The organism is Salinicola lusitanus (assembly GCF_038648475.1).
GTDB lineage: Bacteria > Pseudomonadota > Gammaproteobacteria > Pseudomonadales > Halomonadaceae > Salinicola > Salinicola lusitanus.
In genome coordinates this window covers 1,468,993-1,487,906 of the sequence record NZ_CP151919.1, presented here as the reverse complement: position 1 = coordinate 1,487,906, position 18,914 = coordinate 1,468,993, and the positions used below count along the sequence as shown (strand labels likewise).

The window sequence follows — 18,914 nt, the reverse complement described above, 5'->3', positions numbered from 1 at the left end:
AGTCCAACAAGAAGGCCAATGAACAGCGAAGCGGGGGAACGATGATGAAATTGACGCAATGGGCGGTCTTGTCGATGGCGGCGCTGGCGAGCAGCGGCGCCGTGGCCGACGATCAGGAAAGACAGTTGAACCTGTTCAACTGGACCGACTACATGGATCCCGAGATCATCGCCGACTTCGAGGCCGAAACCGGAATCGACGTGGTTCAGAACTACTACAACTCCAACGCCGAGATGCTGGCCAAGCTGAACGCCGGTGGCGATGCCCAGTACGATATCGTCATCCCCTCGGACTACTTCGTGCCGCGCCTCATCGGGGCGAAGGTCATTCAGCCGCTCGCCCCTGACGGCCAATCACTCGAGGGCATCGACAACATCATGGCGGACTTCCAGCAGCCCGCCTACGATCCGGATGGCACCTACACCGTGCCCTATCAATGGGGGGTGACCGGCATCGTCTACAACACCGATACCTTCCCCGACCCGGATCCTAGCTGGGGACTGCTGTACGATCCCGCCGTCAACGCCGACTACCCCTTTGCGCTACTCAAGGGCGATGCCCAGTTCACCTTCTCGACCCTCTGCGCCTACCTTGGCGAAGGGTTCGACTGCGTCGGCCAGGCCCCTTGGGTCAAGGCCGCCAAGCTGCTGGTTGCCACCCGTGAGCGAGACAATTTCGTCGGCTTCGTCGACGCCACCGCGACCATCGAGCAGATCGCCAGCGGCGTGATCCACGCCGGCATTGCCTACAACGGCGACCTGGCCGGCAAGCAGAGCGAAGATCCGGAGCTCTACGGCAACATCGGCTTTTTCGTGCCCAGGGAAGGCTCGCAGCGCTGGGTGGACGTGATGGTCATCCCGGCCCGGGCACCGCATCCGGACAACGCACGCCGTTTCATCGAATACCTGCTGCGCCCCGAGGTCGCGGCCCGGCTCTCCAACTACAACCTGTACACCTCGCCCAACGCAGCGGCGCAACCGATGCTGTCCGCCGAACTTCGCGAGCCGCCGGTGATGCCCGATGCCGACACCCGCGCACGGCTGTCGCTGACGCCCGCCGTCGACGGCGAGCAGTTGCAGCTGCTGCAGCAGTTGTGGTCGGAAGCCCGATCTCGCTGATCGGCCTTTATCCTCCCAATCGTCCTTTCATTCATGGAGTCCAGGATGTCCGCGCCTGCCGACGCAAAGCCCCCGTCAAAGCTCGAGCACACCGCCTCCTGGTACGCGGCCTCGGCCAACGCCGCGCCGGCGCGACCGGCACTGTCGGCCGATGTCAGCTGCGACGTGTGCGTGGTGGGGGCCGGCTTCACCGGGCTGTCATCGGCGCTGCATCTGGCCGAGAAGGGTCTGAAGGTGATCGTGCTGGAAGCCGCGCGCGTCGGCTATGGCGCCTCGGGACGCAACGGCGGCCAGATCGTCAACAGCTACAGCCGCGACATCGACGTGATCGAATCGAAATACGGCCAGACAACCGGCCGGGCGCTGGGCGACATGGCCTTCGAGGGCAACCGGATAATCCGCGAGCGAATCGCGACCTACGGCATCGAGTGCGACCTCCGCGACGGCAACCTGTTCGCCGCCTGCAACGCCAAGCAGCTCGAGGCCCTCAGGCATCACCAGACCCTGTGGCAGCGCTACGGCAACGACAGCCTGGAACTGCTGGGAGGCGACGCCTACCAGCGTGAGGTCGGCAGCAACCGCTACACCGGCGTGCTGATCGATCATTCCGGCGGCCATCTCCACCCGCTCAACCTGGCGCTGGGCCAGGCTGCCGCCCTGGAATCGAGGGGCGGCGTAATTTACGAGCAGAGCCCGGTCGTCACCCTCGAGCACGGCGCTCCGGTCACGGTGAAGACCGCTGATGGCACCGTCAGGGCCGACCGCGTCGTCATGGCCGGCAACGCCTATCTGCACGGGGTCATGCCGGAGCTCGAGCGAAAGTCCATGCCCTGCGGGACGCAGATCATCACCACCGAACCCCTCGGGGACGAGCTTGCCCGGCGCCTGCTGCCCAACGGCATGGCGGTGGAGGACTGCAACTACCTGCTCGACTACTACCGGCTGACTCGCGACAACCGGCTGCTGTACGGCGGTGGCGTCAACTACGGCAGCGAGGGGCCGGCGGATATCGAGGCGGTGATTCGCCCCAAGATGCTCAAGACGTTTCCGCAGTTGAAAGAGGTCAAGGTGGACTACGCCTGGAGCGGCAACTTCCTGATGACGCTGAATCGCCTGCCGCAGTTCGGCGTGATCAACGACAACGTCTACTACGCCCAGGGCTACTCCGGCCACGGCGTGACCTGCACGCATCTTGCCGGGCGCCTGATCAGCGAAGTGATGACGGGGCGCGACGATCGATTCGACGCCTTCGCCGGGCTGCCGCACCAGCCCTTTCCCGGCGGCCGGATGCTGCGCGTGCCGCTCTCGGCACTGGGAGCCTGGTATTACGAGGCGCGCGACCGACTCGGCATCTAGGTGGCTCGACATCCCGATGCCGCCGGGAGCGCGCAGGGATTACCGTCCAGGTTCGGGCGAGCGCTGGCGGCGTCCGTCATTGCGGCTGACAGGCGCGGGCAAACCCTCGGAAGATCGCGTCGTAGAGCGCGTTGTTCCCGGGTTCCCACTCGGGGTGCCACTGCACCGCCAGGGTAAAGCCAGGCGCTTCCGGCAGCGAAACCGCCTCGACCAGACCATCCGGTGCCACCGCCTCCACGAACAGGCCCTCCGCCAACCGGTCTATACCTTGCTGATGCAGCGAGTTCACCCGTGCCTTCAGCCCTTTCCGGCACTCGCCATAGAGGCTGGCCAGGCGGCCGCCGGACCGGATCTCGACCTCGTGGCTCGGCGCATACTGCTGGGCCTTCGACCCTTCCGGCTCGCGGTGATCCATGAGGCCGGGCACACGCTGGACGGCCTGATGCAGCGTCCCGCCAAGGGCCACGTTGAACTCTTGGAAGCCGCGGCAGATCCCCAGTAGCGGCAGCCGGCGCTCCAGTGCCAACGGCACCCACAGCATGGCGGCGTGATCGCGATCCAGGTCGTCCCGCGTGTTTTCAGGCGCCCGTGCCGCATGGTATCGACTCGGCAGCACGTTGGTGTAGCTACCGGTCAGCATCAGGCCGTCGAGGCGATCCAGCAGCGCGCTGGCAACGTCGGCATCGCTGTCGCGCCAGACCGGCAGGATGACCGGCTCCAGCCCATACGCCCGCAGCGCGCTAAGGTATTTATCGGTGACCATGTGGGCCGGGTGGCCTTCCACCTCACGGCGGCAGGCAATGACACCCACCAGGGGACGCTTCTGCATGATGCCTCCTCGAAACCGAAATCCGTCATGTTTTCATCAACACGCACAGATCTATTTTTCTTGCCAGACAGCGACCGTGAAAAACAAATAAAAATCATGAAAACAATTATTTATACGAAAAAAAAATAATATTCCATCAATTTTCAGCCGAAGAAAAAACGAATAAAACGTAAACAATTTGACAACAATACCGGGCGAACGAAACACTATCAACGACCATAACAAACGATCTCAGGTGACATCATGTCCTCCCTTCCCGTCGACGAGGCTCGTGACTTCCTGGCGCGCAACCCCGCTATCGATAGCATCGATCTCTTGCTGAGCGACCTCAATGGGGTGTTTCGCGGCAAGCGGATTCCCCGGGAAAATCTCGAAAAGGCCTACGTCAACGGTATCAACCTCCCCGGCTCGGTCTTCGCGCTGGACATCACCGGCAATACGATCGAAGCGACGGGCCTTGGCCTGGACATCGGCGACTGCGACCAGGTCTGCCGCCCGATTCCCGGCACCCTGATGCCGACACCCTGGCTGCGGGACGGCTGCCAGGGGCAACTGCTGATGACCATGCGCAACGAGCATGATGGCCCCTTCTTCGCCGACCCGCGCAACGTCCTGGCCCGACAGGTACAGCGCCTGGCGACGATGGGGTTCACCGCCGCGGTCGCGCTGGAGCTCGAGTTCTATATCGTCGATCGCACGCGGGACGAGCTGGGCAGAGTGCAGCCGCCCCGCTCGCCGGAGACCGGCGAACGCGCCACCACCAGCCAGGTGTATTCGATTTCGGAGCTCGACGAATATGCCGCGCTCCTGGGCGACATCCAGGCCGCGGCCGCGACCCAGAACCTGCCGCTGGACACGGCGCTGAAGGAGTGCGCGCCGGGCCAGTTCGAGATCAACCTGCTGCACGGCAGCGACGTACTCAAGGCATGCGACAGCGCGGTGCTGCTCAAGCGCCTGATCAAGGGCATCGCCGTCAACCATGGCTTCGAAGCGACGTTCATGGCCAAACCCTACGACGAGGAAGCCGGCAACGGCATGCATGTCCACATCAGCCTGCTCGATGCCCACGGTCGCAATGTCTTTGCCGCCGATGACGAGAACCCGCTGGGTACCGAAACGCTGCGCCACGCCATCGGCGGCCTGCTCAGACTGATGCCGGAATCGGTCGCCCTGATGGCCCCGAATCTCAACTCCTTCCGCCGGTTTCAGCCGGGGCTCTACGTTCCCATGGCGCCGACCTGGGGCTTCGACAACCGCTCCGTGGCCCTGCGCATTCCCTCCGGGCCAAATGCCGCGCGACGGATCGAGCACCGTGTCGGCGGTGCAGATGCCAACCCCTACCTGCTGCTAGCGACCCTGCTCGCCTCGATCATCCACGGCATCACCCACCGGATCCCCCCCGAGGAGATCGTCACCGGCAACGCCTACGAGCAGTTCGACCCGATACTGACCAACAGCTGGTCTCGAGCGCTGGAGCTGCTCGAGCAATCCGAGGTGCTGAACGAGGCGCTCGGCCAGGAGTTCCTGAACGTGTTCCTGGCGAACCGCCGTGCCGAACGGGCATCCGCCATGCAAGTGGTCAGCCGGCTCGAGTACGACTGGTATCTGCGCCACGTCTGATCCCTTGAGCGACACCAGGAGGACATTGCCGGAGCCACCAAATCGGGTACGCCCGCTCCAGAGGAGTACGCCATGACACCGTCAGACGCCGCAGGACTCAAAGCGCTCGACCGCGATCACTACCTGCACCCCTTCACCGACTTCAAGGCGCTGGGTGACGAAGGCAGTCGACTCATCACCGCCGCCGACGGCATCTACATCGAGGACGACGGAGGCCGGCGGTTCCTGGACGCGATGGCGGGACTGTGGTGCGTCAACCTGGGCTACGGCCGACAGGAACTGGTCGATGCCGCGAGCCGCCAGTTGCAGCAGCTGCCCTACTACAACAGCTTCTTCAAGACCACGAATCCACCAGCGGCCGAGCTGGCCGAGACCCTCTGCGGCCTGGCGCCGGATCATATCAACCGCGTGTTCTTCACCGGCTCCGGGTCCGAAGCCAATGACACGGCATTGCGCATGGTGCGCCGCTACTGGGCGCTCGAGGGTCAGCCCGAAAAGCAGTGGATCATCGGTCGCGACAACGCCTATCACGGCTCGACGGTGGCCGGCATGAGCCTGGGCGGCATGGCGCCGATGCAGGCCCAGGGCGGGCCCTGCGTACCGGGCATCACCCACATCCGTCAGCCTTACTGGTTCGATGAAGGGCGGGACATGTCGCCAGAGGCGTTCGGCAAGGTCTGTGCCGACGCACTGGAAGCGCGCATCCAGGCGCTGGGGCCGGACAAGGTCGCTGCCTTCATCGCCGAACCGGTGCAGGGCGCGGGCGGCGCAATCATCCCGCCGGAGAGCTACTGGCCGGCGATCAAGGAGGTGCTGTCGCGCCACGACATCCTGCTGGTCGTCGACGAAGTCATCTGCGGGTTCGGTCGCCTGGGCGAATGGTTCGGCAGCGTTCACTACGATCTCGCGCCGGACCTGATGTCGGTCGCCAAGGGCCTGTCGTCCGGCTACCTGCCGATCGGCGGCGTGCTGGTCGGCGACCGGGTTGCCCGGACACTGATCGACGATGGCGGGGAATTCCACCACGGCTTCACCTACTCCGGGCACCCTACCTGCGCCGCCGTTGCGCTGGAAAACCTCAGGTTGATGGCGGCCGAAGGCGTCGTCGAACAGGTGCGCCGAGTGACAGGGCCGTATCTGGCGAAGCACTGGAAGGCGCTCGAGCGGCATCCCCTCATCGGCGAGGCCCGCTCCCTGGGGCTGATCGGCGCGCTCGAGATCGTCGCCGACAAGGCAGCCGGTACGCATTTCGACAAGACCCTCAAGGCGGGCGAAACCTGTCGCGAGATCTGCTTCGAGTTCGGGCTGGTGATGCGCTCGGTGGGAGACACGATGATCATCTCCCCACCGCTGGTCATCACCGAGGCCCAGATCGACGAACTGATCGCGCTGGCGACGGCCGCGCTGGACGAGACGGCTCGACGGCTGCAGGCCCGAGGGGCCACCATTTCGGCAACGAAGGAGACACCCACATGAGCCCGACGCCAACGCTGGCAGACTGGCAGGCCAAAGCCGCCGCCCTTACCGCCAATCTCGAGACACGCGCCTTCATCGACGATGAGTTCGTCGCGGCCGAGAGCGGCGAGATCTTCGCCACGATCAATCCCGCGACGGGGGCAATCCTGGCCAAGGTGGCGAGCTGCGACGCCGCCGATGCCGACAAGGCCGTGACCGTGGCCCGCGCGGCATTCACCCGCGGTAGCTGGGCACGGCTGGCGCCCACCGCACGCAAGCACGCGCTGCTACGCCTGGCCGGGCTGATGGAGCGCCATCGCGATACGCTGGCCCTGCTCGACACGCTGGACATGGGCAAGCCGATCAGCAGCGCCCAGAGCGATGTCAGCGGCGCCATCGGCTGCATTCGCCATCAGGCCGAGTCGATCGACAAGCTCTACGGCGAGGTGGCGCCGACCGGCGACGATACCCTCGCGCTGGTGCTGCGCGAACCGCTGGGCGTCGTCGCCGCCATCGTGCCGTGGAATTTTCCGCTGATGATGACGGCCTGGAAGATCGGTCCGGCGCTCGCCGCAGGTAACAGCGTCATCCTCAAGCCCTCCGAGAAGTCGCCGCTCTCCGCGCTGTATCTGGCCTCGCTGGCGCGGGAGGCGGGCCTGCCGAGCGGCGTTTTCCAGGTACTGCCGGGGTTCGGCCACACGGTCGGCAAGGCCTTGGCGCTGTCCATGGAGGTCAACTGCCTCGCCTTCACCGGCTCGACCGGCGTCGGCAAGCAGCTGCTGCAGTACGCGGGGCAGTCCAACCTGAAGCGGGTGTACCTGGAGTGTGGCGGCAAGAGCCCGAATATCGTCTTCGCCGACTGCAAGGACCTGGACAGCGTGGCCCGCCACGCCGCCGAGGCGATCTTCTACAACCAGGGCGAGGTCTGCATCGCAGGGTCACGCCTGCTGGTGGAAAACAGCGTGCGCGAGGCCTTCATCGACAGGCTGCTCGCCGCCGCCGAATCGATGCAACCGGGCGATCCGCTGGACCCCGCCAGCTTCATGGGCGCTATCGTCGACCGCACCCAGTACGAACGGGTGCTGGACTATATCCGCCAGGGCGTGGCAGAAGGCGCGCGGCTGCGCATGGGCGGCAAGCCACAAACTGGGCCCGGCCTCTTCATCGGCCCAACCGTCTTCGACGGCGTCACCGACGACATGGTCATCGGCCGGGAGGAGATCTTCGGTCCGGTGCTGTCGGTATTCGGCTTCGACACGGAGGAGCAAGCGATCGCGATGGCCAACGACAGCGACTACGGGCTGGCGGCCGGCTTCTGGAGCCAGGACATCGACCGCATCATGCGGGTCACCCGGCGCCTCCAGTCTGGCCAGGTCTTCGTCAACAACTGGGCCGGCGGCGACCAGACCGTGCCCTTCGGCGGCGTCAAGCAGTCCGGCAACGGCCGCGACAAGTCGCACCACTCGCTGGAGGAGTACTCCGAGCTCAAGAGTGTGTGGATGTCGCTTTCGTCGTGAGCCGGGATCGCGCTTGGCAGATCGCCGCGGGGGATCAGAACGTCTTGGCGGGAGTGGCGCAGCTGACGAGCCGGCAGGCCGACTTGCCGGGGTTGCGGAAGCGGTGCGGGACGTTGGTATTGAAGTAGTAAGCCTCGCCCGGCGCCAGTATCCGCGTCTGGGCACCGATCGTGATCTCGATCTCCCCTTCGAGCACGACCCCGGCTTCCTCGCCTTGATGGGCGATCATCTCGCGCCCGGTATCGCTGCCGGCCGGATAGGTCTCGACCATGAACGACAACGCCCGCGACTCCCGGTTGGCTCCCACCAGCTTGTAGATCACGTCTCCGGTGCCAACGTCGGTCAACTCGTCGGCACCGAAGAAGACCTGATTCCGATTCTCCAGATCCATGGTGAAGAAATCCCCCACGCTCATCGGAATGGCGTCGAGAATCTTCTTCAGCGAGCTGACGGAAGGACTGACCTTGCCCTGCTCGATCAGCGACAGGCTGGAGTGCGTCACGCCACAGCGCTTGGCCAGCTCGCGCTGGGAGATGCCGCGAAAGGTTCTCAGAGCTCGCAGGCGGGCGCCGACATCATCAGACATCCGTTCTCTTCCTCAAGCGATGGTCAGCTTACGTCGGGGGCCCCGGACGGGAGCGACTCGCGGTTGAACCAGTTCTCCAGAATCAACTGGGCGGCGATGCCGTCGACGCCACGATCACGGTAGTTGCCCTTGTGGCCCTGCTCCAGGGCGATCTGCTTGGCGGCGCGGGTGGTGCCGCGCTCGTCGAACATCTCCACCGGCTTGCCGAAACGGCCATGCAGCCGATTGCCGAACTTGCGCGCCCGCACGCTCATGTCGGATTCACTGCCGTCGTCGTGGATCGGCAGCCCGACCACCAGCAGATCCGGCTGCCACTCCTTCAACAACCTCTCGACGACGACCCAATCGGGGATGCCGTCGCGGGCGGGCAGCGGCTCCAGGCCACTAGCGGAGCGCAGCATCTCGTTGCCGACCGAGACGCCGATCCGCCGGGTGCCGTAATCGAACGCCATCACCAGGCGCTGACCGACCCGGTCACCGGTTGCCGATGCCATCAGGCGTGTCCGGCGTCGCGGGTCATCAGGTTGAGATCGACGCCGAGGATGCCGGCGGCGGCGCCCAGGCGCTGCTCAGGCGGGCGATCGAACAGGATCGCGGCGTCACCCTCGGCGATCAGCCAGGTGTTCTGCTTGAGTTCGTCCTCGAGCTGGCCGGATTTCCACCCCGCGCAGCCCAGCGTGACCAGATACTGCTCCGGGCCTCGCCGCTGGGCGATCGCCTGCAGCATGTCCATCGACGTGGTCAGCGCCAGACCGTCGGCGACCTGGATACTGGAGTCCCAGTCGCTGGCATTGCCACGATGCAGGATGAAACCGCGATCGCGGTAGGTCGGCCCGCCGTTGTAGACCAGCACGTCGTTGTGCGGGCCGGGCTCGGACTCGATATCGAGCTGTTCGAACAGCCCGTCCAGGGTCAGTTCGGAGGGCCGATTGACGATCACCCCCAGGGTGCCGTCGTCGTCATGGTCGCAGAGATAGGTCAGCGTCCCGGCAAAGTTGGGGTCTTCCAGATGCGGCATCGCCATCAGGAAGTAGTTCTTGAGGCTCTGCATCGGCGTGGGCATGGATGTTGGCCTGGTCGTTGGCATAGGACTCCATCGGACATCGCGCAGCGATCCGGCGCTCGAGCCGCGAGCGCCGGTCATAGAGGAAATGGGCTTATTGTAACATCTCTGCCCCGTCGGGCTGGATCAGCCCTGGGCGTCCAGCCGTCTGGCGATCGCGGCCATCAACTGCGCGGCGATGTCGGTGCCGCGCTGGTCGTCGATCTCGCGCACGCAGGTGGGGCTGGTGACGTTGATCTCGGTGATGTAGTCGCCGATCACGTCGAGGCCGACGAACAGCAGCCCCTTTTCGCGAATCATCGGCTGCACCTGCTCGACCAGCCAGTAGTCGCGATCGGTCAGCTCCCGGGAGACACCGCGGCCACCGGCGGCCAGGTTGCCGCGAGTCTCGCCGGCGCTGGGGATGCGCGCCAGCCCGTAGGGCACCGGCTCGCCGTCGACCAGCAGAATGCGGGTGTCGCCATCCTTGATCTCCGGCAGATAGCGCTGGGCCATGATCTGACGCTGGCCGCGCTCGGTGAGCTGCTCGATCACCGCGCCGAGATTTCGCCCCTCCGGGCCGATATGGAAGATGCCGGTGCCGCCCATGCCATCCAGCGGCTTGAAGATGGTATCGCCATGCTCGGCCTGGAAGGCCCGCAGCACCGCGTCGCGACAGGAGACCACCGTCGGCGGGATACAGTGGGCGAACTGCTGGGCGAACAGCTTTTCGTTGCACTCGAACAGCGCCCGGGTCGGGTTGACCACCAGGGTACCCTCGCGCTCGGCGAACGCCAGCAGGTGCACGGCGTTGAGGAAGTGGCCATCCACCGGCGGGTCCTTGCGCATCAGGATCACGTCCAGCTCGCCCAGCGGCATCGCCTCCCGCTCGCCCAGCTCGAACCAGTGCGCCGGATCGCGGAACACCTTGAGCGGGCGCACGCTGCCCATGGCGCGCCCCTCGTAGAGATAGAGATCCTCCTGCTCGAGATAGTAGAGCGACCAGCCCATCGCCTCCGCCGCCCACAGCAGGGCCAGCGTGGTGTCCTTCTTGTAGGTAATGTCGGCGATGGGGTCCATCACCACGCCAAGCTTCGCCGTTTTCTGGCTCATCGATCAGATCTTCCCAAAGAGAGATTGAATGGGTCGCAGTATGACGCAGCCCACGTCTCATCTGTAGGGGGCGGGGAAACCGAAGTTCGGGCGATCCGTCGCAGCGCCCAAGCCCCACGCTTTCGATAGCCGCTGACGGCAACCGACGGGACTAAAGGTTAAGGCCCCCGGTGCTCCGAAGCGACCAACGTATAATGTATACATTGCCCGATTGGGCGCAATCTCTCTCTTGAAGAGCATCGAGGGAGCGGCGGCCGCGAGGGTCCATCTCTGGCCGATATCGCCCGGCACCAGGGGCGTCTCGGTACAGCGCACGCCGGTTTCGAAAGCGATCTCTTCAGGCACGGCGCCTTTCCACCGTGCCACGGCGTGTTGATCGCTGGATCGACGCGTCAGTTGGATGCCCTCAATCGGAGATCGCCTGCATGACCGTCCAGAACCCAACGTCCCGCCCTCTTCTCGCTATCCTGACGGCCGCTGCGACGGTGCTCGTGCCCTTCGCCAGCGCCCAGGCCGCCACGACACTCAACTTCGCCCACACCCATCCGGTGGAGGACGCCCAGCATCTCGCCGCGGAGCATTTTGCCGATCTCGTCGACGAGCGCAGCGGTGGCGACCTGCAGATCCGCGTCTTCCCCAGCGGACAGCTGGGCAGCGACACCGCCCTGGTGGCCAGCGCCCGCGGCGGCCAGGTCGATATCGTATTGACCGGCAACCCCTACTACACCGGACTGGTCGGCGAGCTGAACGTACTCGACCTGCCGTTTCTGTTCGACGACTACGCCCATGCCTATGCCGTGCTGGATGGCGATATCGGCCAATCCCTGCTCGCCAGGCTCGGCGATCACGACCTCAAGGGGCTGGCATTCTGGGAGATCGGCTTTCGCAACCTGACCAACTCCCAACACCCGGTGGAGACCGCGGACGACATCAAGGGACTGACGCTGCGCACCACGCCCAACCCGGCCCATATCGCCGCTTTCAAGGCCCTCGGCGCCAACCCGACGCCGATGCCGTTCACCGAGCTGTTCACGGCGCTGGAGACCCGCACGGTGGATGGGCAGGAGAACCCGGTCAGCCTGATCCGCTCGGCCAATTTCTATGAGGTTCAGGACTACCTGTCGCTCACGGCGCACGCCTATACCGCGGCGCCCCTGGTCATGAACAAGGCCAAGTTCGAGAGCTTGAGTCCGGAAAACCAGCAACTACTGGTCCAGGCCGCCATCGACTCGGCGACGTTCGAGCGCGAGGAGCTCGCCCGACGCCTGACCGGCGACCTCGAGTTTCTCAAGCAGCAGGGCATGCAGATCGTCGAGGAGCCGGATCGCGATTCGATGCGGGATATCGTCGCCGCACCGGTACAGGCCAGCTTCGCCGAGCAGTACGGCAGCGAGCTGATCGAGGCCATCGAGGCGGCAAGGCCCGGCACGGAATAGATCGGCGCCGCGGCGACTGCCCAACACGATCGACCACCGATTGCGAGAAGAGGCCCATCATGTCCCGACCGGCACAAGCGAGTGTCCGCACGCCCCATGGCTCGCTCCAGACCACGCTATGTCGCTTGTCGCACCTCACCGAAAAGGTGCTCAACCTGGTGATGGTGCTGGCACTGGTGGCAATGATCGCGCTGGTGTTCGCCAACGTCGTGCTGCGCTACGGCTTCAATAGCGGCATCTCGATCAGCGTCGAGCTGTCGCGGTTCCTGTTCGTATGGGTGATCTTTCTCGGTACCGTCGTGGGCCTGATGCGACACGAGCATCTCAGCGTGACGACGTTCTCGGATCGCCTGCCGGGCAGGGCCCAGGCCGTGCTGCGGCGGCTGGTGACGCTGGTGATGCTGGTCTGCTGTCTGATGCTGGTCAAGGGCAGCTACGCCCAGACCCTGCTCAACTGGAGCGATCTCTCCCCGATCAGCGGCATCCCCGTGGGTGTCTTCTATCTGGCCGGGCTGGTCGCCGGGGTTCTGATGTCGCTGATTCTGACGCTGCGTTTGCTGCTGCCGGCCCCGCTGACGTCGATGCCGGACCGCCGGGAGATGGCACCATGACGATAGGTCTGTTTCTCGCCTCGCTGCTGGCCTCGATCGGGCTCAGCCTGCCGATCGCCTTCGCCCTGCTGGTCAGCGCCGTGGTGCTGATGCTGCATCTGGGGCTGTTCGATTCGCAGATCCTGGCCCAGAACCTGATCAACGGCGCCGACAGCTACACGCTGCTGGCGATTCCCTTCTTCCTGGTGGCCGGCGAGGTGATGTCGCGCGGCGGCCTGTCGAAACGCATCGTGCTGCTGGCGATGAGCCTGGTGGGGCACCGCAAGGGTGGGCTTGGCTTCGTCGCCATCTTCGCCGCCATCGTCATGGCCAGCCTGTCCGGTTCGGCCGTCGCCGACACCGCGGCACTGGGTTCGATGCTGCTGCCGATGATGCGCCAGGCAGGCTACCCCCAGGGTCGATCGGCCGGGCTGATGGCGGCGGGAGGCATCATCGCCCCGATCATCCCGCCCTCCATTCCGCTGATCATCATCGGGGTGGCCGGTAGCATCTCGATCAGCAAGCTGTTCCTGGCCGGCATCGTGCCCGGGCTGATCATGGGCGCGACCCTGGTGCTGATGTGGATGTTCATCACGCGCAAGGAAACGCTGGTGGTCGCCGAGAAGGCGTCCGGTACCGAGCGGCTGGCTGCGTTGCGCCAGAGCTTCTGGGCGATCCTGCTGCCGGTGATCATCATCGGCGGTATCAAGACCGGCATTTTCACCCCCACCGAGGCCGGCGTGGTCGCGGCGGTCTACGCCATGCTGGTATCCACCCTGATCTACCGGGAGCTCAATCTCGCCGAGCTGTATGAGGTGCTGACGCAGGCTGCGCGCAACACGGCCGTGGTGATGTTCCTGGTGGCGGCGGCCAGCGTCGCCTCCTGGCTGATCAGCATCGCCCAGCTGCCAATGATGGTGGCCGGTCTGCTGGCGCCGCTGGCCGACCATCCCCGCCTGCTGATGCTGGCGATCATGGCCATCGTGTTGATCGTCGGCATGGTGATGGACCTGACGCCGACGATCCTGGTGCTGACGCCGATCCTGATGCCGATCGTCAAGATCGCCGGCATCGACCCGGTCTACTTCGGCATCATGTTCGTACTCAATTGCGCCATCGGCCTGATCACGCCACCGGTGGGCAACGTGCTCAACGTCATCACCAGCGTGGGCCGGATCAAGTTCGAGAAAGCGGTCATGGGCGTACTGCCCTTCGTCACGGCCTACGTTTTACTGCTGCTGCTGTTCGTGGCGTTCCCGCAAATCATCACCATGCCGCTCTACTGGCTGGCAAGCTGAGGTCATCCCCATGAGCGAACAGCTCCTGATCGATAGCCATCACCACTTCTGGGCGCTGGATGGCAGCGTGCACTACCCATGGCTCGAGGATGAGATCGACGACCACTTCTTCCTCGGTGATTACGCCGCCATTCGCCAACCGTTCCTGCCGGCGGACATCCGAGCGCTGATCCCCCCGGGCTACCACCTGACGGGCACGGTGCACTGCGAGGCCGAATCGACTCGCCAGGCGCCGGAGGTGGAGACCCGTTGGCTGACGCAGCTGTCCGAGCAGCAGGGGCTGCCGGTGGCACTGGTGGGTTGGGCGGCCTTCGCCGATCCGGCCTGCGAAACGCAACTCGATCGTCAGATGGATTCGCCGCTGTTTCGTGGCGTGCGCGCCAAACCGGTGACGGCCGCGCGCCCCGACCGATACGACGATACGCTCGGCGCGCCCGGTTCATTGCAGGATGCCGGCTGGGCCCGCGGGCTGCGAATGCTGGAAGAGCGCGACCTGTCATGGGATCTGCGGGTGCCGGCCTGGCATCTCGCGGATGCTGCCAGGGCTCTGGAAGCCACCCCGAACCTGCGGGTGATTCTCAACCATACCGGCCTGCCCTGGGATCGCAGCGAGCCGGGGCTGGCAAGCTGGCGCGAGGGGATGCAGGCGCTGGCGGCCAATCCCAATGTCGCGGTCAAGCTCTCGGAGCTGGGAAGCCCCATGGCTGACTGGGACGAGCGCCAGAATATCGCCCTGCTCGCCGAAACGATCGGTATCTTCGGGCCCCGACGCTGTCTCTTCGCCAGCAACTTTCCGGTTACCGGACTCAATGCCAGCTATGCGACCTGGCTCGCCATGATCGAGCAGGCCATCGCCGATGCCGCAGCGGACGCACGCCAGCCGATCCTCCACGACAACGCTGTCCGCTGGTATCGGCTCCCGGCGCCGGCCATGGCGGGCTGACTGCCGCCGCGATGGCGGCAGTCGATTGCAACAACGCCCTATCCGGCCTTGCCCAGTCGAGCCCACAGAAACCGCCACGCCAGCGCGCTCAGCTTCGCCCGCTGGGCGTTGTCCGCCGCGCCGCCGTGGCCGCCTTCGGTGTTCTCGTAGTAGAAGACGTCCCCTGCGTTCATCGCTTCCATGCGCGCCATCATCTTGCGGGCGTGGCCCGGGTGGACCCGGTCGTCGCGGGTCGAGGTGGTGAACAGTACCGCAGGATAGTCCACGCCCTCGCGCAGGTTGTGATAGGGCGAGTAGTCCTTCAGGAAGCGCTCCCAGTCGTCGCTGTCCGGATCGCCGTACTCGGCCATCCACGAGGCGCCCGCCAGCAGCTGGTGATAACGCTGCATGTCGAGCAGCGGCACTTCACACACCGCGGCGGCGAAGTGATCCGGATAGCGGGTGATCATGTTGCCGACCAGCAGTCCCCCGTTCGAACCGCCCTGGATGCCCAGCTGACGCGGCGTGGTGATGCCGGTCGCCACCAGATCTTCGGCGACGGCGGCGAAATCCTCGAAGGCCTTGTGGCGCTCGCCCTTGAGCGCGGCGCGATGCCAGCGCGGGCCATATTCGCCACCGCCCCGGATATTGGCCACCACGTAGGCGCCGCCGCGCGAAAGCCAGCTGCACCCGGCCCCGGCGATGTAGTGCGGCGTGAGCGAGATCTCGAAGCCGCCGTAGCCGTAGAGCAGCGTCGGCAAGGGCGCATTCGGCCTCTCCCGCCCCACATCCGCCGGCAGCACCAGAAAATAGGGAATCGACGTGCCGTCCAGGCTGGTGGCGAAACGTTGCGTCACCTGCATGCCGTCGGCCTCGAAGAAGCTCGGCGCGCGCTTGATCGTTTCCGCGTCGCTCTCCGGCCGAGCCGACGGGGTCCGTGCCAGATCCATCTTCAACAGCGATGTCGGGGTGAGATAGTCGGTGACGATCAGAAAGACTTCGTCGCTCTCTTCATCGTCCACCGCCGCGACGCCGATCTCGCCGGTGGCGGGCAAGCCGGCCAGCGGACGCGGCGACCAGCCGTCGCCCTGCCCCGGCGTCAGCACCTGCAGCCGGTGCTTGACGTCCTCGAGGATATCCAGCACCAGGTAATGGCGCGTCCACTCGAACCCTTCCAGCGAGCGGTGTGCATCCGGCGTGAACAGGGTGGTGAAATCCCGGCCACCGCGCTTGAAGGTGTCGTAGTCGATCGCCAGCAGCGCGCCGCTTTGGAAACTCCGGTCGTTCTCTTCGAGTCGCCAGTCGTCGCGCAGATGCACCAGCAACCACTCACGATGCACCACCGCCTGCGCTGACAGCGGCACCTCGATGGGGAAGGTCTCGCCGTCGGGCATGAGCTCGATCAGGCGCTGCTCGTAGAAGGCCAGCGCGTGATGGATGAAATCGCGCTCGAAGCCGCGGGTGCTGTCATGGAACGCCAGCGCCATCAGGTCCTGGCGGTCCGCCTCGAACAGCGTTTCGGCAGCACTCAGTGGCTGGCCCCGCCGCCAGCGCTTGACGCAGCGCGGGTAGCCGGAGCTGGTCAGGGAGTCCGCACCGAAATCGGTATAGACGAACACCGTGTCGCGATCGATCCAGGTCATGCCGCCCTTGGCCTCCGGGCGCTCGAAACCGGCCTCGCCGTGACCGTCGTGCCCGACCCAGCGCTTGTCGACCAGGTCGAACTCGCGGGTCACGTCGGCATCCGCGCCACCGCGGGAGAGTGATACCAGCGCCCGCTCCCAGGGAGCGTCCGGCGTCTTCGGCTCCAGGCAACTGGCGCCATGCCAGACCCAGTTCTCGCCCTCGGCGGCGTCGAGCGCGTCGACGTCGATCAGCACCTCCCACGCCGGCCGTGACTGACGGTAGGACGCCCACGTGGTGCGCCGCCACAGGCCGCGCGGGTGCTCGGCGTCCTGCCAGAAGTTGTAGTAGTGCTCGCCGCGCTTGACCACGAACGGAATCCGGTCGTCGGCGTCGAGAATCTGGCGCAATCCCGTCTGCAAGGCGTCGAACTCGGCGTCCTCGAAGCGTGCGAGCGTCCGCCGGTTCTGCGCCTCGACCCAGGCCAGCGCCTCTGGGCTGTCGACCGCTTCCAGCCAGCGATACGAATCCTCGCCCGGCGAACCGGCGATATCCGGATCGGCCGAGCGATAACGATAAGGGGGGAAGCGAAGCATGGCGTTCTCCAGACCATCAGGGTGCCGTCGAGCCTAGCATGCGTCGGTCGACGGCAAGGCGAGTTTAGAACCGATCCACGCCGGCGGCCCGCCATTCGGCCTGCCACACCTCGGGCACGTCGTCGCCGAGCAACTGGCCGGCCTCCAGCGCCGGCATTTCGAAATCGCTGTAGCCGCGAGCCGGCGCGTAACCGCTGCGATGGCGAATGTGGTCCGGGGTCAGCTCGTCGAAGTGCGAGAGTCCCATGGCACCGGTGAGCGCGGCGAAACCATCCAGCGTGGCCTGATGATAGCGGGCCACCCGCTCGGCCTTTTCCGGCACGTTGATCGCCCGGGAGCGCTTGGGGTCCTGGGTCGCCACCCCGGTCGGGCACTTGTTGGTATGGCAGCGACGGGCCTGGATGCAGCCGACCGCGAACATGAACGGGCGCGCGGCGTTGCACATGTCGGCGCCGAGCGCGGTCTTAACCACCATGTCGTAGCCCAGTGCCACCTTGCCGCTGGCGACGAGGCGGATCTTGTCGCGCAGGCCGACGCCGCGCAGGGCATTGTCGACGAACGGCACGGCGTCGTCGATGAACACGCCGAGACTGTCCGAGAACTCCTGCGGCGCGGCCCCGGTACCGCCCTCGGCACCATCGATGACGATGAAATCGACCAGCGTGCCGGTCTCGATCATCGCCTTGCAGATACTCAGGAATTCGCTGCGCTTGCCCAGGCAGAGCTTGATCCCGACGGGCCTGCCATCGCTGAGTTCACGCAGGCGCGCGACGAACGCCATCAATTCGCGCGGGGTGGAAAATTCAGGGTGTGAAGAGGGGGAGGCGCAATCCTGCCCCGCCTCGATCTGGCGCGTGCTGGCGATCTCCTGGTTGACCTTGGCCCCCGGCAGCAACCCGCCATGAGAGGGCTTGGCACCCTGGGATATCTTGATCTCCACCATCTTGACCTGGTCCCGGCACGCCTTCTCCCGGAACGTCTCGGCGTCGAAGCGGCCATTGTCGTGGCGGCAGCCGAAGTAGGCCGTACCCAGCTCCCAGATCAGATCGCCGCCATGCTTCTCGTGATAGGGGCTGATCGCGCCCTCGCCGGTGTCGTGGGCAAAGCCGCCCTGCTTGGCACCCAGGTTCATCGCCTCGATGGCGTTGCCCGAGAGCGAGCCGAAACTCATCGCCGAGATGTTGAGCCGCGACGAGCGATAGGGCCGGGTACATTGGGGCCCGCCAATGGTGATCCAGCGCGCCTCATCCGGCACCTTGCCGGGCTGGATGGAGTGGTAGGAGAGGTTGTAGCCGGGCGCATCGACATCGCGGATGGTGCCGAACGGCGAGGTATCCCCGGTACCGTCGGCGCGCGCATTGATCAGGTTGCGCTGCTCGCGCGAAAACGGCCGGCCGCTGGTCTCGGATTCGAAGAAATATTGACGGAGCTCCGGGCGCACGAACTCGAGCATATAGCGCAGATGACCGATCAGCGGGTAGTTGTAGAGCACGTTGTGTGGCGAGCGCAGATCCCGCCAGCCGACGAGGGCCAGCGGTATCCAGAGAAGCAGCAACCACAGTAGCGGGGACCAGAAAATGCCGATGACGAGAGTGGCCGCGATCAACGCGGCCGTCAGAAAATAAAAACATTGGCGATACATGGTTGGCTGTCCGACGATGAGGGTGACCCTTCAAGTGTTGATCGCACCTGAGGATTGTTCAAATTATCGAGCCCGCCGGCTACCGACGTAGTAAATAAACCACGTCACCGATACGGAGGCGACGAGCCTCCGGCGCCATCGAACGAGCAGAGGGCGAGAGCGGCAAACCAA

At 65.3% G+C, this 18,914-nt stretch carries 16 protein-coding genes; 9 read left to right on the top strand and 7 right to left on the bottom strand.

Going from position 1 to position 18,914, the window contains the following annotated elements:
• Positions 1-44 precede the first annotated feature (44 nt).
• Both AAGT95_RS06790 and AAGT95_RS06785 read left to right on the top strand, forming a co-directional pair.
• Positions 45-1,118 (top strand): spermidine/putrescine ABC transporter substrate-binding protein, encoded by a 1,074-nt coding sequence (locus tag AAGT95_RS06790; protein WP_342595992.1) that lies wholly within the window; start codon positions 45-47, stop codon positions 1,116-1,118.
• Positions 1,119-1,163: 45 nt separating this feature from the next.
• Complete coding sequence (locus tag AAGT95_RS06785) at positions 1,164-2,474, top strand: FAD-binding oxidoreductase (protein WP_342595991.1); 1,311 nt, start codon at positions 1,164-1,166, stop codon at positions 2,472-2,474.
• 76 nt (positions 2,475-2,550) lie between these two features.
• Here AAGT95_RS06785 and AAGT95_RS06780 read toward each other — a convergent pair whose 3' ends face one another.
• The gene (locus AAGT95_RS06780) at positions 2,551-3,303 is read right to left on the bottom strand and encodes a gamma-glutamyl-gamma-aminobutyrate hydrolase family protein (RefSeq protein ID WP_342595990.1); all 753 of its coding nucleotides are present in this window, start codon (positions 3,301-3,303) and stop codon (positions 2,551-2,553) included.
• 243 nt (positions 3,304-3,546) lie between these two features.
• On the opposite strand from AAGT95_RS06780, the gene AAGT95_RS06775 reads away from it, so the two are divergent.
• From AAGT95_RS06775 to AAGT95_RS06765, 3 genes are all read left to right on the top strand, one after another.
• Complete coding sequence (locus tag AAGT95_RS06775) at positions 3,547-4,923, top strand: glutamine synthetase family protein (RefSeq protein WP_342595989.1); 1,377 nt, start codon at positions 3,547-3,549, stop codon at positions 4,921-4,923.
• Positions 4,924-4,995: 72 nt separating this feature from the next.
• Entirely contained in the window at positions 4,996-6,399 is a 1,404-nt protein-coding gene (locus AAGT95_RS06770) for an aspartate aminotransferase family protein (protein ID WP_342595988.1), read from the top strand.
• A complete protein-coding gene (locus AAGT95_RS06765; RefSeq protein WP_342595987.1) occupies positions 6,396-7,895 on the top strand; it encodes an aldehyde dehydrogenase in 1,500 nt (499 codons plus the stop codon). Before AAGT95_RS06770 ends, AAGT95_RS06765 begins: the two co-directional genes overlap by 4 nt.
• A 34-nt stretch (positions 7,896-7,929) precedes the next feature.
• Here the strand turns inward: AAGT95_RS06765 and AAGT95_RS06760 are convergent, their stop codons facing one another.
• The 4 genes from AAGT95_RS06760 to gshB form a co-directional block, all read right to left on the bottom strand.
• Complete coding sequence (locus AAGT95_RS06760) at positions 7,930-8,481, bottom strand: cupin domain-containing protein (RefSeq protein WP_342595986.1); 552 nt, start codon at positions 8,479-8,481, stop codon at positions 7,930-7,932.
• A gap of 23 nt (positions 8,482-8,504) precedes the next feature.
• Positions 8,505-8,975: a Holliday junction resolvase RuvX gene (gene ruvX, locus AAGT95_RS06755; protein WP_342595985.1), complete on the bottom strand. Its 471-nt coding sequence runs from the start codon at positions 8,973-8,975 to the stop codon at positions 8,505-8,507.
• The gene (locus AAGT95_RS06750) at positions 8,975-9,532 is read right to left on the bottom strand and encodes a YqgE/AlgH family protein (protein ID WP_110602123.1); all 558 of its coding nucleotides are present in this window, start codon (positions 9,530-9,532) and stop codon (positions 8,975-8,977) included. Before AAGT95_RS06750 ends, ruvX begins: the two co-directional genes overlap by 1 nt.
• Positions 9,533-9,670: 138 nt before the next feature.
• Positions 9,671-10,636 carry a glutathione synthase gene (gene gshB, locus AAGT95_RS06745; protein ID WP_342595984.1) on the bottom strand — a complete coding sequence of 322 codons (966 nt, stop codon included), beginning with the start codon at positions 10,634-10,636 and terminating at the stop codon, positions 9,671-9,673.
• A gap of 425 nt (positions 10,637-11,061) precedes the next feature.
• Here gshB and AAGT95_RS06740 point away from each other — a divergent pair, with 425 nt between their 5' ends.
• From AAGT95_RS06740 to AAGT95_RS06725, 4 genes are read left to right on the top strand one after another with little or no spacing between them, the layout of a single operon-like run.
• Entirely contained in the window at positions 11,062-12,072 is a 1,011-nt protein-coding gene (locus tag AAGT95_RS06740; RefSeq protein WP_342595983.1) for a TRAP transporter substrate-binding protein, read from the top strand.
• 59 nt (positions 12,073-12,131) lie between these two features.
• Positions 12,132-12,683: a TRAP transporter small permease gene (locus AAGT95_RS06735; RefSeq protein ID WP_198655636.1), complete on the top strand. Its 552-nt coding sequence runs from the start codon at positions 12,132-12,134 to the stop codon at positions 12,681-12,683.
• A complete protein-coding gene (locus AAGT95_RS06730) occupies positions 12,680-13,960 on the top strand; it encodes a TRAP transporter large permease subunit (protein WP_110707223.1) in 1,281 nt (426 codons plus the stop codon). Before AAGT95_RS06735 ends, AAGT95_RS06730 begins: the two co-directional genes overlap by 4 nt.
• 10 nt (positions 13,961-13,970) lie before the next feature.
• Positions 13,971-14,903: an amidohydrolase family protein gene (locus AAGT95_RS06725; protein ID WP_342595982.1), complete on the top strand. Its 933-nt coding sequence runs from the start codon at positions 13,971-13,973 to the stop codon at positions 14,901-14,903.
• 38 nt (positions 14,904-14,941) lie between these two features.
• Here AAGT95_RS06725 and AAGT95_RS06720 read toward each other — a convergent pair whose 3' ends face one another.
• Together AAGT95_RS06720 and AAGT95_RS06715 are read right to left on the bottom strand one after the other, a co-directional pair.
• Positions 14,942-17,101 (bottom strand): prolyl oligopeptidase family serine peptidase, encoded by a 2,160-nt coding sequence (locus AAGT95_RS06720; RefSeq protein ID WP_342595981.1) that lies wholly within the window; start codon positions 17,099-17,101, stop codon positions 14,942-14,944.
• A gap of 64 nt (positions 17,102-17,165) precedes the next feature.
• Entirely contained in the window at positions 17,166-18,743 is a 1,578-nt protein-coding gene (locus AAGT95_RS06715) for an FMN-binding glutamate synthase family protein (RefSeq protein ID WP_110707226.1), read from the bottom strand.
• Positions 18,744-18,914: the final 171 nt, after the last annotated feature.

Excerpts from the sequence above, each read along its gene's own strand:
- AAGT95_RS06790 (WP_342595992.1), top strand. The coding sequence starts at position 45 with ATGAAATTGACGCAATGGGCGGTCTTGTCGATGGCGGCGCTGGCGAGC.
- AAGT95_RS06785 (WP_342595991.1), top strand. The coding sequence starts at position 1,164 with ATGTCCGCGCCTGCCGACGCAAAGCCCCCGTCAAAGCTCGAGCACACC.
- AAGT95_RS06780 (WP_342595990.1), bottom strand. The coding sequence starts at position 3,303 with ATGCAGAAGCGTCCCCTGGTGGGTGTCATTGCCTGCCGCCGTGAGGTG.
- AAGT95_RS06775 (WP_342595989.1), top strand. The coding sequence starts at position 3,547 with ATGTCCTCCCTTCCCGTCGACGAGGCTCGTGACTTCCTGGCGCGCAAC.
- AAGT95_RS06770 (WP_342595988.1), top strand. The coding sequence starts at position 4,996 with ATGACACCGTCAGACGCCGCAGGACTCAAAGCGCTCGACCGCGATCAC.
- AAGT95_RS06765 (WP_342595987.1), top strand. The coding sequence starts at position 6,396 with ATGAGCCCGACGCCAACGCTGGCAGACTGGCAGGCCAAAGCCGCCGCC.
- AAGT95_RS06760 (WP_342595986.1), bottom strand. The coding sequence starts at position 8,481 with ATGTCTGATGATGTCGGCGCCCGCCTGCGAGCTCTGAGAACCTTTCGC.
- ruvX (WP_342595985.1), bottom strand. The coding sequence starts at position 8,975 with ATGGCATCGGCAACCGGTGACCGGGTCGGTCAGCGCCTGGTGATGGCG.
- AAGT95_RS06750 (WP_110602123.1), bottom strand. The coding sequence starts at position 9,532 with ATGCAGAGCCTCAAGAACTACTTCCTGATGGCGATGCCGCATCTGGAA.
- gshB (WP_342595984.1), bottom strand. The coding sequence starts at position 10,636 with ATGAGCCAGAAAACGGCGAAGCTTGGCGTGGTGATGGACCCCATCGCC.
- AAGT95_RS06740 (WP_342595983.1), top strand. The coding sequence starts at position 11,062 with ATGACCGTCCAGAACCCAACGTCCCGCCCTCTTCTCGCTATCCTGACG.
- AAGT95_RS06735 (WP_198655636.1), top strand. The coding sequence starts at position 12,132 with ATGTCCCGACCGGCACAAGCGAGTGTCCGCACGCCCCATGGCTCGCTC.
- AAGT95_RS06730 (WP_110707223.1), top strand. The coding sequence starts at position 12,680 with ATGACGATAGGTCTGTTTCTCGCCTCGCTGCTGGCCTCGATCGGGCTC.
- AAGT95_RS06725 (WP_342595982.1), top strand. The coding sequence starts at position 13,971 with ATGAGCGAACAGCTCCTGATCGATAGCCATCACCACTTCTGGGCGCTG.
- AAGT95_RS06720 (WP_342595981.1), bottom strand. The coding sequence starts at position 17,101 with ATGCTTCGCTTCCCCCCTTATCGTTATCGCTCGGCCGATCCGGATATC.
- AAGT95_RS06715 (WP_110707226.1), bottom strand. The coding sequence starts at position 18,743 with ATGTATCGCCAATGTTTTTATTTTCTGACGGCCGCGTTGATCGCGGCC.